At 69.6% G+C, this 12,839-nt stretch carries 10 protein-coding genes and 1 pseudogene; 6 read left to right on the top strand and 5 right to left on the bottom strand.

Translation table 11 applies throughout. The features are described from left to right. The first annotated feature begins 238 nt into the window (after positions 1-238). Positions 239-1,015, top strand: a complete 777-nt coding sequence (locus ACIBG4_RS12460) for a DUF4184 family protein (RefSeq protein ID WP_397201895.1) — start codon at positions 239-241, stop codon at positions 1,013-1,015. Then, the gene (locus ACIBG4_RS12455; protein ID WP_397201894.1) at positions 1,008-1,904 is read left to right on the top strand and encodes a TrmH family RNA methyltransferase; all 897 of its coding nucleotides are present in this window, start codon (positions 1,008-1,010) and stop codon (positions 1,902-1,904) included. The genes ACIBG4_RS12460 and ACIBG4_RS12455 overlap by 8 nt, the downstream gene beginning before the upstream one ends. Before the next feature lie 247 nt (positions 1,905-2,151). Here ACIBG4_RS12455 and ACIBG4_RS12450 read toward each other — a convergent pair whose 3' ends face one another. Then, positions 2,152-2,652 (bottom strand): hypothetical protein, encoded by a 501-nt coding sequence (locus ACIBG4_RS12450; RefSeq protein ID WP_397201893.1) that lies wholly within the window; start codon positions 2,650-2,652, stop codon positions 2,152-2,154. Between the two features lie 753 nt (positions 2,653-3,405). On the opposite strand from ACIBG4_RS12450, the gene fxsT reads away from it, so the two are divergent. Together fxsT and ACIBG4_RS12440 are read left to right on the top strand one after the other, a co-directional pair. Next, a complete protein-coding gene (gene fxsT / locus ACIBG4_RS12445) occupies positions 3,406-5,712 on the top strand; it encodes an FxSxx-COOH system tetratricopeptide repeat protein (RefSeq protein WP_397201892.1) in 2,307 nt (768 codons plus the stop codon). 61 nt (positions 5,713-5,773) lie between these two features. Then, a pseudogene (locus ACIBG4_RS12440) lies at positions 5,774-6,237 on the top strand (TrmH family RNA methyltransferase); the annotation flags it as partial. Between the two features lie 190 nt (positions 6,238-6,427). Here ACIBG4_RS12440 and ACIBG4_RS12435 read toward each other — a convergent pair. Continuing rightward, entirely contained in the window at positions 6,428-7,135 is a 708-nt protein-coding gene (locus ACIBG4_RS12435) for a carbonic anhydrase (protein WP_397201891.1), read from the bottom strand. A gap of 159 nt (positions 7,136-7,294) precedes the next feature. Here ACIBG4_RS12435 and ACIBG4_RS12430 point away from each other — a divergent pair, with 159 nt between their 5' ends. Then, entirely contained in the window at positions 7,295-8,311 is a 1,017-nt protein-coding gene (locus ACIBG4_RS12430) for an epimerase (protein WP_397201890.1), read from the top strand. Positions 8,312-8,374: 63 nt separating this feature from the next. On the opposite strand, the gene ACIBG4_RS12425 is transcribed toward ACIBG4_RS12430, so the two are convergent. Then, the gene (locus ACIBG4_RS12425; protein WP_397201889.1) at positions 8,375-9,418 is read right to left on the bottom strand and encodes a saccharopine dehydrogenase family protein; all 1,044 of its coding nucleotides are present in this window, start codon (positions 9,416-9,418) and stop codon (positions 8,375-8,377) included. A gap of 102 nt (positions 9,419-9,520) precedes the next feature. Between ACIBG4_RS12425 and ACIBG4_RS12420 the strand changes: the two genes are divergently transcribed. Then, complete coding sequence (locus ACIBG4_RS12420; protein ID WP_397201888.1) at positions 9,521-10,468, top strand: helix-turn-helix domain-containing protein; 948 nt, start codon at positions 9,521-9,523, stop codon at positions 10,466-10,468. Positions 10,469-10,483: 15 nt separating this feature from the next. Here the strand turns inward: ACIBG4_RS12420 and ACIBG4_RS12415 are convergent, their stop codons facing one another. Together ACIBG4_RS12415 and ACIBG4_RS12410 are read right to left on the bottom strand one after the other, a co-directional pair. Next, entirely contained in the window at positions 10,484-12,094 is a 1,611-nt protein-coding gene (locus ACIBG4_RS12415) for a hypothetical protein (protein WP_397201887.1), read from the bottom strand. An 88-nt stretch (positions 12,095-12,182) separates the two neighbouring features. Beyond that, positions 12,183-12,797, bottom strand: a complete 615-nt coding sequence (locus ACIBG4_RS12410) for an NAD(P)-dependent oxidoreductase (protein ID WP_397201886.1) — start codon at positions 12,795-12,797, stop codon at positions 12,183-12,185. Positions 12,798-12,839 lie beyond the last annotated feature (42 nt).

The following is a 12,839-nucleotide window of genomic DNA, read 5'->3' as shown; positions in this document are numbered from 1 at the left end:
CGGCAGCGGTACGTACCTTATCCGTTACCCCAAGTAATCCCGAAGGCGAGCGGCAAAGGTCGGTCGGGTGATGTTCAATGATCGATTACCGGAGGGCTGTTGCGGGGATCACTTCACGGGTCGCCGCCGATCACGGGTCCGCTTCAGGGCTCGATTACGGCCCTGTCCGGGGCGCCTTTGCGGTCTCTTGCGCGGGGCGACCGATGGGGGCCGACTGAGGGGGAGGGGTTGACAGGCCGTGCCGTTCACGCCGAGCCACATCGCGGCGGTGCTTCCGCTGGTGTCGTCACCGCGCGTCCGCAAGGTGCTGGACCCGTGGGCGCTGGCGATGGGCGCCATGGTGCCCGATCTGCCGATCTTCCTGCCGTTCCTGCCCGACTACACCGACTGGCACTCCCTGCGCGGCGTGCTCACCATCGACATCGCCGCAGTCCTCGCGCTGCTCGCCCTGTTCCACCTGGTGGTGCGAGACCCGCTGATCACCCTCCTCCCGCCGGGGCTCGCGGGGCGCGCCGCCACGCTCCTGCCGTCGTGGCGCAGCTTCCGGGTGCTGCCCATCGTCATGGGAGCGCTGGTCGGCGCCGGGACCCACGTCCTGTGGGACTCCTTCACCCACTCCACCGCGCCGCCCCGCTGGGGCGACTGGCTCGCGGTGTCGGTCTTCGGCGTGATCAGGCTGTTCCGGCTGCTCCAGTACGTCTCGTCGGTCGTCGGGCTGGCCGTGGTCGTGTGGTGGGTCTGGCGCGGCCTGTCGCGCATCCCCGCCGTCGTGCCGCCCGCGCGGCTGCGTGTCAGGCCCGCCGTGCGGTTCTACGTCCTCGGCGCGGCCTCGGTCGGCACGATCGCCGGGGCGCTCCTGTGGCCGGTGGTCGACCCGCCGTCGCCGGAGCTCGGCGTGCCCAGCGTCATCACCAAGGTCGGCGCGGGCACGATCGTCGGCCTTGGGGTGGTGCTCCTCGGGTACGCGCTGGTCTGGCAGGTCACGCGGCTCATGGCAGTATCGGAACGTGCTTGAGTACGTGACCGACGCGGCGGATCCGCGCCTGGCCGACTACACCCGGCTGCGGGACGTGGAGCTGCGCAAGAGCCTGGAGGCCGAGCGCGGGCTGTTCCTGGCGGAGGGGGAGAAGGTCATCCGGCGCGCGATCGGCGCCGGCTGCCCGGTCCGCTCGGTCCTCACCACGCGCCGCTGGCTGGAGCCGCTGTCCGACGTGCTCGGCGACGCGCTCGTGTACGTGGTGAGCGACGAGGTCATGGAGGGCATCGCGGGCTTCCCGGTGCACCGAGGGGCCCTCGCCTCGATGGCCCGCCTCCCGCTGCCCTCGATGGCGGCCGTCCTGGCCGGGGCGTCCGGCGACCCGTCCAGGCGCGTCCTCGTCCTGGAGGACCTGGTCGACCACTCCAATGTGGAGGTCGCAGAACAACACCCACGGCGGATTCTGGTCCTTGAGGATCTTGTTGATCACAGCAACGTCGGCGCCATATTTAGGTGTGCTGCCGCGTTGGGAGTGGACGGGATCATCCTGTCTCCGAGGTGCGCTGATCCGTTGTACCGGCGGGCGGTGAAGGTGTCGATGGGGGCGGTGTTCTCGATCCCGTACGCGCGGATGGAGAACTGGTTCACGGGGCTGGAGCAGATCCGAAAGGCGGGCTACCAGACACTCGCCCTGACTCCCGATCAGGCCGCTACACCCATAGATACCGTCAAGCTGACGGATCGGGTGGCGCTGTTGCTGGGCTCGGAGGGTGATGGGTTGTCGTCTCGGTGGTTGGCGGAGGCGGATGAGCCGGTGTGCATCCCGATGAGCCCAGCCGCGATGGCCGCTGGGGTGGACTCCCTCAATGTGGTGGCTGCGGCTGCCATCGCCTGCCACGGGCTTATGCGAGGCGGTGCCCGGTTGTAGCTCGGGGCGTAGAGGGTGCGTGCCTGAATGGGTCGTGCGGTCAGATGTGCAGTGAGCCTTGCCGAGGTGTGACTGTTGACGACCGGTTCCCGGCTGATCGCGGAGACGCCTGTGTGGTTCGTACGACGTGCCTTGTGACGTTGACCGCCCGGCCGTGCCGGACGGTCAACGACTCAGCCTCCGACTCCTGCGCTACATGATCGACAAGATGTCGGTGGGCAGGCTCACCGGCGAGGAACAGACGTCTTCATCGAGTAGCTGGAAGTGGCACGCATGACGCGTACGTCACGAAGGGGTAGGTCGTAGTTTCGCTGTGGTTCATGATGCTGACTCGCCATGCGCTGGTGTCATTGTTGTCGATCGTGTTGGCGAAGACGCTTATGGGCGCCGTCGGCCGCTCGCCCAAGTACCCGCCGGAGATCGCGTAGTTCCCGTCGCCGCAGTCAGCCCGCAGGTGAGCTGTTTCCCCGGGAGCGATCCTGGTTCCCGGACCCTTGATCGTAAATACGCCGAGCTGTCCAGGCGAACCCTGCCGGTTCCAGTCCAGCGCGGTTTCGCCCTCTTCGCACACTGTTCCAGGCGGGACGATGCGCAGGGCGCCGGTTGAAGTGGTGACGCAGGCGTTGATCGGCGCCTCGTTCATGGCGGTGGCCAGGGCCGCTCCGCCGGCCGTGAGCATGCCCCCGGCCAGCATGCTCGCCGTCACGAGGGCCACCGCTCGTCCCGTCGACCTGATCTTCGGCATCATGGTCCTCCTTAGGCTCAGAAAGATCGTTTGATAGCCATGATCCATCCGACGGCGAGATGGGTCCAGGGGATGCCGAAGTCTTTCGATCTCGGGGATGCGGCTCTTGTTTTGGGGGCGCGGCGAAGTGACGCTCCGGAGCCGATTATGGACACTCATATATGACTCTGAAAGACGTGCAGAGGCATTGGTAGGGACGGACTATTGGGTGGGTAGTCGGCGCTCATGCGTCCATGGCGCGGACTGCGGCCACGGATAGCGGCTTCGCGATAAATCCTGGGCAACGGCTTGCTTCGGCGGCACGCTGGAATGGTGGTGGCTTCTTTCCCGGAAAAGACTCCTGAGGGCGCGCCGGTGCGGCGGGGTCGGCGGCATACGTTAGCGCGGGCTGGGGCGGCGGTGTCATTGGGCTCAGTGGTGGCCGGATTAGTTGGTTTCTTCTTCGCCGACCCCCTGCACCTTCCGCCAGAGGTGCTGGACGTGCTGGACAAGCGGGCCAGTGTGGTCAGCATGGCGGTCGGTGCGTTGTTGGGCGGCGCGGCGTTGTGGATGCAGTTACGCGCTTCTGGGCCTTCGCCAGATGCCCCGCCGTCGGCATTACCCTCAGAGGCAGGCTCGCCAGCGGTCGGCGGCCATTCGCCTGGTGGCATGGTGATAGGCCAAGTAGGCGTGTCGGCTCGGGCCAGTGGTTCCGGCAGTGTGCATGCCGAAGGCGCTCGGTCCATCGCCGTTGTAGGCTCAGTGACAGCTCCGCCGATGACCGGCGACAAAGCCGTTGCGATCACCGGCGGCTTCGTGGGCGCGGTAGGAGATGTGTATTTGGCACCGCGGAAGGCGGTGGATACCCGTCCGGTGCGGCTGGCTCCGCGTCCACCGCAGTTAGCCGGTCGTGATGATGTCCTAGCTGAGCTCTACGAGCAGCTGTCGGTTGCTGAGGCTCTACCGTTTCCCATTGCTGTGCACGGGTTGGGCGGGGTCGGCAAGACAAGCCTGGTCGTCGAGTACGGCCACCGCTACCAGTACGCCTATGAGCTGGTTTGGCAGGTCGCCGCGGAGGATGAGGCAGTGTTGTCGGCTGCGTTCGCCGATCTGGCCGCGCTACTCGGGCTGCGCCCGCCTGGCGAGACGGCCGATCCGGTGCGCCAAGTCCATGCCGCGCTGGCCGCTCGTACCTGCCGGTGGCTGCTTATCCTCGACAATGCCCCCGACGCGGAAGCTTTGCGAGCCTTTCTGCCACCCGCCGGCAACGGACACGTCCTGATCACCAGCCGTTCCGGCCACTGGCCTCCGCGGCATGGCATGGAACTGCCGATGTTGGACGCAGCGCCGGCCGCGGCTTTCCTGCTCGATCGCAGTGGCCAGCATGACGAGGCTGCTGCTGCCGCCGTGGTCGATGAGTTGGGTGCGCTACCACTGGCGCTCGAACAGGCTGGCGCCTACATCTCCGACTCGGGCATCACGCTGGCCGATTACTTGGGCTTGCTGCGAGACAGGCGCGCCGATCTGCTCGACCAGGGACAAGCGTGGGGTTATGAGCAGCGAGTGGCCTCTACCTGGAAGCTGGCCTTTGACCGCCTGGCCCAGACCAGCCCGCAGGCGATCGCGCTGCTGCGGTTGCTGGCCTGCTACGCGCCGGAGGCTATCCCCTACCGGCTGTTGCTCACGCCGATCGGCCAGCCCAGCCTCCAAGGCCTGCTCGCCAGCGGCAGTGATGGCATCGGCGAGCCGCTCCCATTGCCTTACGGTGACCTGGCGATAAACGCAGCGGTCACTGCACTGCGCCGCTTCTGCCTCATCAGCAGACCGGTTGGCGGAACAGTGTCGGTGCACCGCCTGGTCCAGGCTGTCACTCTCGACCAACTCACCCCGAGCCAGCGCGACATCTGGCGGCGCGCCGCAGCCGCTCTCCTCGCAGCCGCCTTGCCCCAAAGACCGGAGGACCCGGGCACATGGCTACGCTTCGCCCAACTACTGCCGCACGCCAGTGCCGTCCTACCCCTCAGCTCACCTGCCCTCTCTGCCATCACGCAGTTCCTCGGCTTCAGTGGGGACTACCGCACCGCGAAGGCTCTGTGCCAGCAGATACATGACAGCGAGGTCACAAACCTTGGCCCAGAACACCCACACATTCTGTCTGTCCGGTGCAGTCTCGCTCGCTGGACGGGGCAGGCGGGGAACCCCGCCGCCGCCCGTGACCAACTCGCCGCCCTACTTCCTGTAGCCGAACGTGTCCTGGGCACCGAGCATACGGAAACCTTGACCGCCCGGCATGACCTCGCTCATTGGACGGGCGAGGCTGGGGACACTGCCGACGCTCGCGACCAGTACGCCGCCCTTCTCCCTGTACGCGAGCGGGTTCTAGGAACAGAGCACCCCAGCACCCTGGCCACTCGAAGCCAGCTCGCCCACTGGACTGGACAGGCCGGGAACTCAATCGCCGCTCGCGACCAGTTCATCGCCCTGCTCCCCGTACGTGAGCGCCTGTTAGGTGTGGAGCACCCAGAGACGTTGATCACTAGAAGCCAGCTCGCCCGCTGGACGGGGCAGGCAGGCGACGCAACCGCGGCGCGAGATCAGTTCGCCGCCCTTCTCCCTATACGTGAGCGCGTCCTAGGCGCAGAGCACCCGTCCACCTTGGCCACCCGGCACAACCTCGCCCGCTGGACGGGACAGGCGGGAGACGCAACCGCGGCGCGCGACCAACTGATCGAGTCTCTCCCCATACGCGAGCGCGTCCTGGGCGTCGAGCATCCGTCCACGCTCGTCACTCGGCACAACCTCGCTTACTGGACAGGGGAGGCGGGGGATGCGGCTAGTGCTCGTGATCAGTTCTCCGTGCTGCTTCCCCTATACGAACGCATCCTGGGCGCCGAGCACCGCCATACCCTAGCCACCCGGCACCAACTCGCGCGTTGGACGGGAGAGGCAGGGGACGCAGCGGCTGCTCGAGACCAGTTTGCCGCCCTGCTTCCTGTGCGGGAGCGAGTTCTAGGCGTCGAGCATTCGTCCAGCTTGGCCAACCGACACGACCTCATCTACTGGTCGGAACGTACTCGGACATAGCCAGGAGTGCAGGGATCGCAGGAAAGACGCCTGCATGAATGTGGAGGTCGCAAAACAAGACTCTCGGCGGATTCTGGTTCTTGAGGATCTTGTTGATCACAGCAACGTCGGCGCCATATTTGGTGTGCTGCGGCGTTGGGGGCGGATGGGATCATCCTGTCGCCCCGGTGCGCCGATCCGCTCTACCGCCGTGCCGTGAAGGTGTCGATGGGGGCGGTGTTCTCGATCCCGTACGCGCGGATGGACAACTGGTTCACCGGGCTGGAGGTGATCCGGAATGCGGGTTACCGGACGCTGGCCCTGACGCCCGACCAGTCGGTCACCTCGCTCGATGAGGTGAAGATGGCCGATCGGGTGGCGCTGCTGCTGGGGTCGGAGGGGGACGGATTGTCGTCGCGGTGGTTGACCGAGGCGGACGAGGCGGTGTGCATCCCGATGAGCTCCCGGGCGATGGAGGCGGGGGTGGACTCCCTCAACGTGGTGGCCGCGGCCGCGATCGCCTGCCACGGCCTGATGCGGGCATAGCGCCTGGTCGTCGTTCTCCCTGGCCGATCGGCCGGCGGTCGGCCAGGGGCATCGGCCGGGGCGCGGCCCGACCGTGACGGTCAGGCACGCTGTGCCTGTACGCCATGGCCCGGCCACGCCGCTCCGCCGAGATCGGCCACGCCCTCCCGCCGGCCCGCGACTGATCGCCTCGAAGTGCTGGAGATGCACGTCAGACGAGGCGGGTGACTTCGCCGGTGTCGATCGAGTAGTACGCGCCGACGACTTTGAGCTTGCCCTTGGCGATGCGAGGAGCGAAGAGCTTGTCCTTCTTGAGCCGGTTCACGACGTCGACGGTGTTGATGCGGATCATCTTGTCCACGTCGCCGCCCGAACGCGTGTAGGCCGAGCGCAGCGATGAAGCGATCGTGCTCAGCTCGCCGGGCAGCTTCTTGTGCTCGTGCAGGGACTCCGCGGCGGCCGTGACCGCCCCGCAGCGCTGGTGGCCGAGCACGACGACAAGGGGGGTGCCGAGCTCCGCCGGCCCGTACTCGGCGGCGCCTGTCACCAGCGGGTCAATGGTCTGCCCGGCCGTCCGTACCACGAACAGGTCGCCCAGTCCGGTGTCGAAGACTAACTCGGGAGCGACGCGCGAGTCGATGCACGAGAACACGACCGCGAACGGGTCCTGCTTCTGCGCCACCTCCTTGCGCCGGGCGGCGTCCTGGTGCGGGTGGGTCGTGGTGCCGGCCACCCAGCGGCGGTTGCCCTCGCGCAGGGTCGCCCACGCCTGATCCGGAGTGGATGGCCGCTGGTCCGGAGCGGTGTCGTACGACCGCTGAGCGGTCTGGGCGAGGACGGCGGTGCCCGCGGATGTCGCACCGGCCAGGAGGCCTCCGGCCATGATGCCGGCGCGCAGCAGCGCCCGACGGTTGATCATGTGATTTGGCATGAAACAGCAGTATGCGCCGACCCGTGGCGCCGCGCCAGAACATGTAACAGTGATCACATTCAGGCAGGCCGTGTTCGCGTCCGGCGTCCGTTACGCCCCTTGCGAATCAGCCCCGGAAGATGTCGTGGAAGGTGGTTGAGTGCGTTCATGAATGTTCTCATCCTGGGCGGGACGGCATGGCTGGGCCGTGAGGTGGCACGGCAGGCGGTCGGGCGGGGGCACGCGGTGACGTGCCTGGCCCGTGGCGAGAGCGGCCGGGTGGCCGACGGCGCGGTGCTGGTGGCCGCCGACCGGCGGTCGGCGGGGGCGTACGAGGAGGTGCGGCACCAGGATTGGGATGCCGTCGTGGAGGTGTCGTGGCAGCCGGGCCTGGTGCGCGGCGCGCTGGCGGCGTTGGGGGAGCGGGCGAAGCACTGGGCGTACGTGTCCTCGGGCAACGCCTACGCCGGCCACGGCGTGCCCGGCGCCGACGAGAGCTCGCCGCTGCTGGAACCCACCGACCGCGACGAGGTGGACCAGGAGCTGTACGGCGAGGCGAAGGTCGCCTGCGAGCAGGCCTCGGCCGAGTCCGTGGGCGACCGGCTGGTCATCGCGCGCGCCGGCCTGATCGGCGGGCCCGGCGACCACAGCGGGCGCTCGGGCTACTGGGTGGCGCGGGCGGCACGCGACCCGCACGGCCCGATGCTCGTCCCCGACTCCATGGACCTCCCCACCCAGGCGATCGACGTGCGTGACCTGGCCACCTGGCTGCTCGACTGCGCCGAGAGCGGGACGACCGGCACCTTCGACGCGGTCGGACCGGTGGTGCCGTTCGGCGAGTGGATCGAGCTGAGCCGCACCATCGCCGGGCACACCGGGCCGTTGGTCCGGGCTGACCCGGCCTGGCTGCTCGAGCAGGGTGTCGCCCAGTACATGGGGCCTGAGTCGCTGCCGATGTGGCTCGTCGAGCCCGGATGGGAGGGCTGGTCCGCCCGTTCCGGAGCGGCCGCACTCGCCGCCGGCCTGCACCACCGTCCTCGGGCCGACCTGCTCACGGACGTGCTGGCGTGGGAACGCGACCAGGGACTGAACCGAGACCGTCGGGCGGGGCTCAGCGCGGCCCGGGAGAAGGAGCTCCTCGGCCTCCTCGGCCGCACTGGCCAGACCTCACATGGCAGCACGTGACGGCCTCCCGCCGCCCGCCGATGAGGTCCCGGGCGATGGGGGTGGACTCGCTGGGGCCGCCGGTCAGCCGGCTGTGTCGAGCGGGACGTGCAGCGAGAGGTGTGAGGACAGGGCGCGGAGGAAGTCCGGGGCGTCGAAGGCCGCGCCCGCGGAGGCGACGCCGGTGGTCCTGGTCCGGCCGGTGAGGACGCGGTCGACGGCCTCCACCGCGAGCGGCGCGCTGACGGCGTAGATGTCCTGACCGGCGGCGGCCACGCGGCGTTCCTTGCCGCCGGAGCGGACGAGGACGTCGACGACGAAGGTCTGCGCGGAGCGGCCGCGCCCGTCGACGGCGGCAGGTGCCGGGGCGTCGGGAGCGAACAGGTCCGCGGCCGCCTTGGCGGTCATGTAGGTGCGCACCTCCGGGACGGCCAGGTGGCTCGGAACGGTGACGACGTCGGCCATGGTGAACTCCGCTATGACGCGCTGGGGGCCGAGCGGAGCCGGGAAGGGCCACTCCAGGGTCGGCAGAGCGTCGTCGTGGTACTCCAGCCGTCCGCTGGTGTAGCGGACACGGCGGCCACCCCGTCGCTGCCCCGAGATCGCGCCTGAAGCGAGCGTTCCGGCAGTGGGGTGCCAACTGCTCAGGCCGTAGGCGATGTGCGCCTCGTCCGCCGCCGTCCAGTCGCCCATCGCGGTGGTGACCAACAGGTCGCCGAGGCCGCCGTAGAAGGCCATCGCCGGGATCACCAAGGCGCCCGCGGCGCGGGCGCGCTCCGCGAAGTGATCGAACGTGTCAAGGTTCGCCTCGATCTCGGCCGCCACGTCGACATACGGGATGCCGGCGCGCAGTGCCGCCTCGACCAGCGGGGCGGCGGTCGTGGCGAAGGGCCCGGCGCAGTTGATCACGGCGGCCGCGCCGTCCAGCGCGCGGTCGAGCGAGGCCGGATCCTCGGCCGACGCCTGCCGCGCCTCGAGCCCCGGCCAGGCCTGCGCCAGCGCCAGCAGCTTGTCCTGGTCCCGGCCGAGGAGCAGCGGGACGTATCCGCGCTCTCGCAACTCCGCGACCACGAACCGTCCGGTGTGCCCGTAGGCGCCGAACACCGCCACGTTCCGAACCGATCCCATGTCCGCTCCCCGCGTGCTCGACGTTGTCACGGGGGAAATCCTGTCCCCGTTGACCCATCGCGGCCCAGTGTCCGGAACGACACGACCCGTACAATTTCCGACATGAGCTCTTTCCCGCGCTCCGTCGCGGTCGCCGCTACCGACGGGATGCTGCACTTCGAGCTGGCCCTGGCCTACGAGGTCTTCGGCTCCGCCCCGGCCGCCCTGCCGGGGCCCTGGTACGACGTCACGGTGTGCGGCGCGCACGCCGTCCGGGTCGGCCGGTTCCTGCTGGAGCCGGACTGCGGGCTCGACCGGCTCACGCGCGCCGGCACCGTGATCGTCCCCGCCCTGGCGGACGTCGACGAGGACCCGCCGGCCGACCTTGTCCAGGCGGTGCGGGCGGCCCACGAGTCAGGCGCGCGAGTGGTCTCCCTGTGCACGGGCGCGTTCGTGCTCGCCGCCGCCGGCCTGCTGGACAGGCTGCGCGCGACCACACACTGGGCCCACACCGAGGAGCTGGCCGCGCGCCATCCCCGGGTGCAGGTCGACCCGGACGTGCTCTACGTCGACAACGGCAGCGTGCTCACGTCCGCGGGCAAGGCCGCGGCCATGGACCTGTGCCTGCATCTGGTCCGCCGCGACCACGGCTCGGCGATCGCCAACGTGGTCGCCCGCCGCCTGGTCGTGCCACCCCACCGGGCCGGCGGCCAGGCCCAGTTCGTCACCACACCGGTGCCCGCCCAGGACGGCCATCCCCTCGCCGAGCTGCTCCCCTGGGTGATGCGGCGGCTGGACCAGCCGCTCACCGTGGAGGACCTGGCCCGCCAGGCGAACATGAGCTCCCGCCACCTGGCCCGCCACTTCCGCTCGGTGACCGGCACCACCCCGCTGCAGTGGCTGCTGACGCAGCGGATCCGCCGCGCGCAGGAGCTGCTGGAGACCACGGACGACAGCGTCGACGCCATCGCCTCGGCCGCGGGCATGGGCACGGCGACCACACTGCGCCGCCACTTCCACCGCACGATCGGCGTACCACCGGACGCCTACCGCCGGACGTTCCGGGCGTGAGGCCGCGGTCCTCGCTCAGTCCCGGACCAGGACCCTGGTGACGCCCGCGACGACCGACACGGTGAGCAGCCAGCCGACCAGGGTGAGCACGTAGGAGACGAGCTGGTCGAGGCCGTGCGGATTCCATGCCTTGGCCTGGCCGAGGTCGATCACGGGGATGATCAGGTCGAGGCAGTAGGCCAGGGCGTTGAAGTCGGGGTGTTCGCCGGCCTTGAGCGGCGGCGGAGGAGATCCGAGGAAGTGGGCCGTGCCCGCCGCCAGGAACGCGATCAGCCAGAGGGCCGCCAGCCAGGAGCGGTAGCCGTACCCGGCGGTGATGTCGTGGACGAACCCGGCCGCGCGCTCGACCCATGGCAATGTCCTGCGGCGGTCGCGCTGCTTGGCCAGGAGGACCGCACGGGCGTCCCTCTCGTGCCCGATCCGCCGGTACATGGCGGCGAGCTGTTCGTACGACTGCGGCTGGTAGCCCGACGGATTGCGGCGTAACCAGTCGATCTGCTTCGAGGCCGGGTGTACCGGGTCGATGGAGTCATAGGTGAGACCGCCGATGGACACCCTGTCCGGCCACGGCGGGCGCACGCCCTTCAGGACGCCGATCCGGGCATTCGTCAGGTCGAGCGGCCCGGTCATGAGGCGCGGCAGCTCCAGCACCCCCGCCTGGACCTCCTGGCACAGCAGGGCCGCCCCGTCGGTGAGCTCCAGGAGTTCGAGGTCGATCCGGCCCACCGCGCTCGCCCCCGTCAGCGTGAGCGCGCCGCCACATCGCGCGTGCGCGGCCACGAACAGGTCGGTCCCGAACCGCGCGCGAGTGGCTCCCAACCCGCCCAGCCTGGCTTCCTCGATGTGGACCCGCCCTTCGACGGCCGCGTAGTGCAGAGTGACCTCACCTGCGACGGTGAGCTTGGGGCCCAGCCAGAGGTGGCCCTTGACCTGTGCGGTGCCGGCGTTCAGAGAGGTGTCCGGCCAGGTCAGCTCCGCATCCGACAGCGCGAGGTCTCCGCCGATGACGGCGCCCGGCATGCACACCCGCCCCGCGGCTCGGAACCCCTCACGCAGGAAAAGATCGTTGGAGACGGTCAGCCCGTCCGCCTGTATCGCGACCCCGTCGACGCCCTCGATCCTCGACCCGCTGAGCGCGAGAATCCCATCCACCCGCGCGCCGAGCAGAGCGAGCTTGGCGGCCACGCATCTGGCGAGCACCAGGTTCCCGTCGATCCTCGCCATCTCGGCGTTCAACGCCGGCAGCCGGCACCCGTCCAGGACGATCGTGCGGGTGCGTGCGTCGTTGAGCAGCAGCTCCTGCTCCAGCACGCAGTCGATCAAGTGCAGCCGGTGGGCGACCTCGGCGCCGTCAAGGTCGAGCCTGCCCACGATGTGCGCCCCGGCCAGGAACAGCTGGGGGATCTGCCCCGGCTCGGCGTCCACCTTCCCGAGCAGCAAGGAGGCGATGACGTCAGCGGCGACGACCCTGGCCGGTGACCATGTCCCAGGGTCATGGTCATCGGCGCTCGTCCGGTCGCCGACGCGCAGATCAAGGAGGTCACCCGCGGCGAAGGCGTCACGAAGCCGTCTCTCGGTCTCGGCACTCGGCTGTACGGCGCCGCCCTTGGTCGATGTCACCGCCATGCGGCCATCATGCCCTAGGCGGGCGCGACGATCGGCTCACTCCCAACGGCTGCTCGCCCGGTCGATCCACGCCCGTCCGCCCCGCGGCTCAGCGGCCGCAGATGTTGACGGCCGCGCGGCTCACGCCGGGGTCGTGCACGATGTCCAGCAGGGTCGTGGCCACATCCGCCCGGGTCAGTGCTCGTGGCTTGGCGAGCAGGCCGTGGCTGACCAGCCCGGAGCCGGCGGCGGGACCGTCGGTGAGCCTGGTCAGCCTGGCGATGGTCCAGTCCAGGTCGCTGGCGGCGACCGCCTGTTCGAGCTCGCGGGCGTCGGCGTAGGGCGTGGCCAGCAGGCGGCGCAGCAGCCAGAGGACCAGGTACGGCCGGCGGGCGACGTTCGGGTAGGGCGTGGTGACGACCAGCCGCCGTGTCCCCGTCTCGGCCATGGCCCGCATGATGGTCCGGGTGGCCTGGGCCGCCCGGTGCGGGTCACGCTTGTCGCCGCCGTTGATGATGGAGATCACCGCGTCGGCGCCGTCCACGGCCGCGCGGACCTTGTCCGGGTCGCGGCCGTCGCCCTCGACGACGGCGTGCGGCTCAGGCTTCCCCGCGAGCGCGGTGGCGTCACGGGTGAACGCGGTGACCTGATGGCCGCGCCGGAGCGCCTCGGCCAGGACGTGCCGGCCGGTACGCCCGGTGGAGCCGATGATCGCGATTCTCATGGCTGTACCGTCCGGATGGTCAGGAGGGCGTGGAAGCCTGGC

This window comes from Nonomuraea sp. NPDC050383 (assembly GCF_044459125.1).
Lineage (GTDB): Bacteria > Actinomycetota > Actinomycetes > Streptosporangiales > Streptosporangiaceae > Nonomuraea.
Note: the sequence above shows the minus strand (reverse complement) of the source record. Positions and strands in the feature narration are given on the sequence as shown.

Excerpts from the sequence above, each read along its gene's own strand:
- ACIBG4_RS12450 (WP_397201893.1), bottom strand. The coding sequence starts at position 2,652 with ATGATGCCGAAGATCAGGTCGACGGGACGAGCGGTGGCCCTCGTGACG.
- fxsT (WP_397201892.1), top strand. The coding sequence starts at position 3,406 with ATGACCGGCGACAAAGCCGTTGCGATCACCGGCGGCTTCGTGGGCGCG.
- ACIBG4_RS12435 (WP_397201891.1), bottom strand. The coding sequence starts at position 7,135 with ATGATCAACCGTCGGGCGCTGCTGCGCGCCGGCATCATGGCCGGAGGC.
- ACIBG4_RS12430 (WP_397201890.1), top strand. The coding sequence starts at position 7,295 with ATGAATGTTCTCATCCTGGGCGGGACGGCATGGCTGGGCCGTGAGGTG.
- ACIBG4_RS12425 (WP_397201889.1), bottom strand. The coding sequence starts at position 9,418 with ATGGGATCGGTTCGGAACGTGGCGGTGTTCGGCGCCTACGGGCACACC.
- ACIBG4_RS12420 (WP_397201888.1), top strand. The coding sequence starts at position 9,521 with ATGAGCTCTTTCCCGCGCTCCGTCGCGGTCGCCGCTACCGACGGGATG.
- ACIBG4_RS12415 (WP_397201887.1), bottom strand. The coding sequence starts at position 12,094 with ATGGCGGTGACATCGACCAAGGGCGGCGCCGTACAGCCGAGTGCCGAG.
- ACIBG4_RS12410 (WP_397201886.1), bottom strand. The coding sequence starts at position 12,797 with ATGAGAATCGCGATCATCGGCTCCACCGGGCGTACCGGCCGGCACGTC.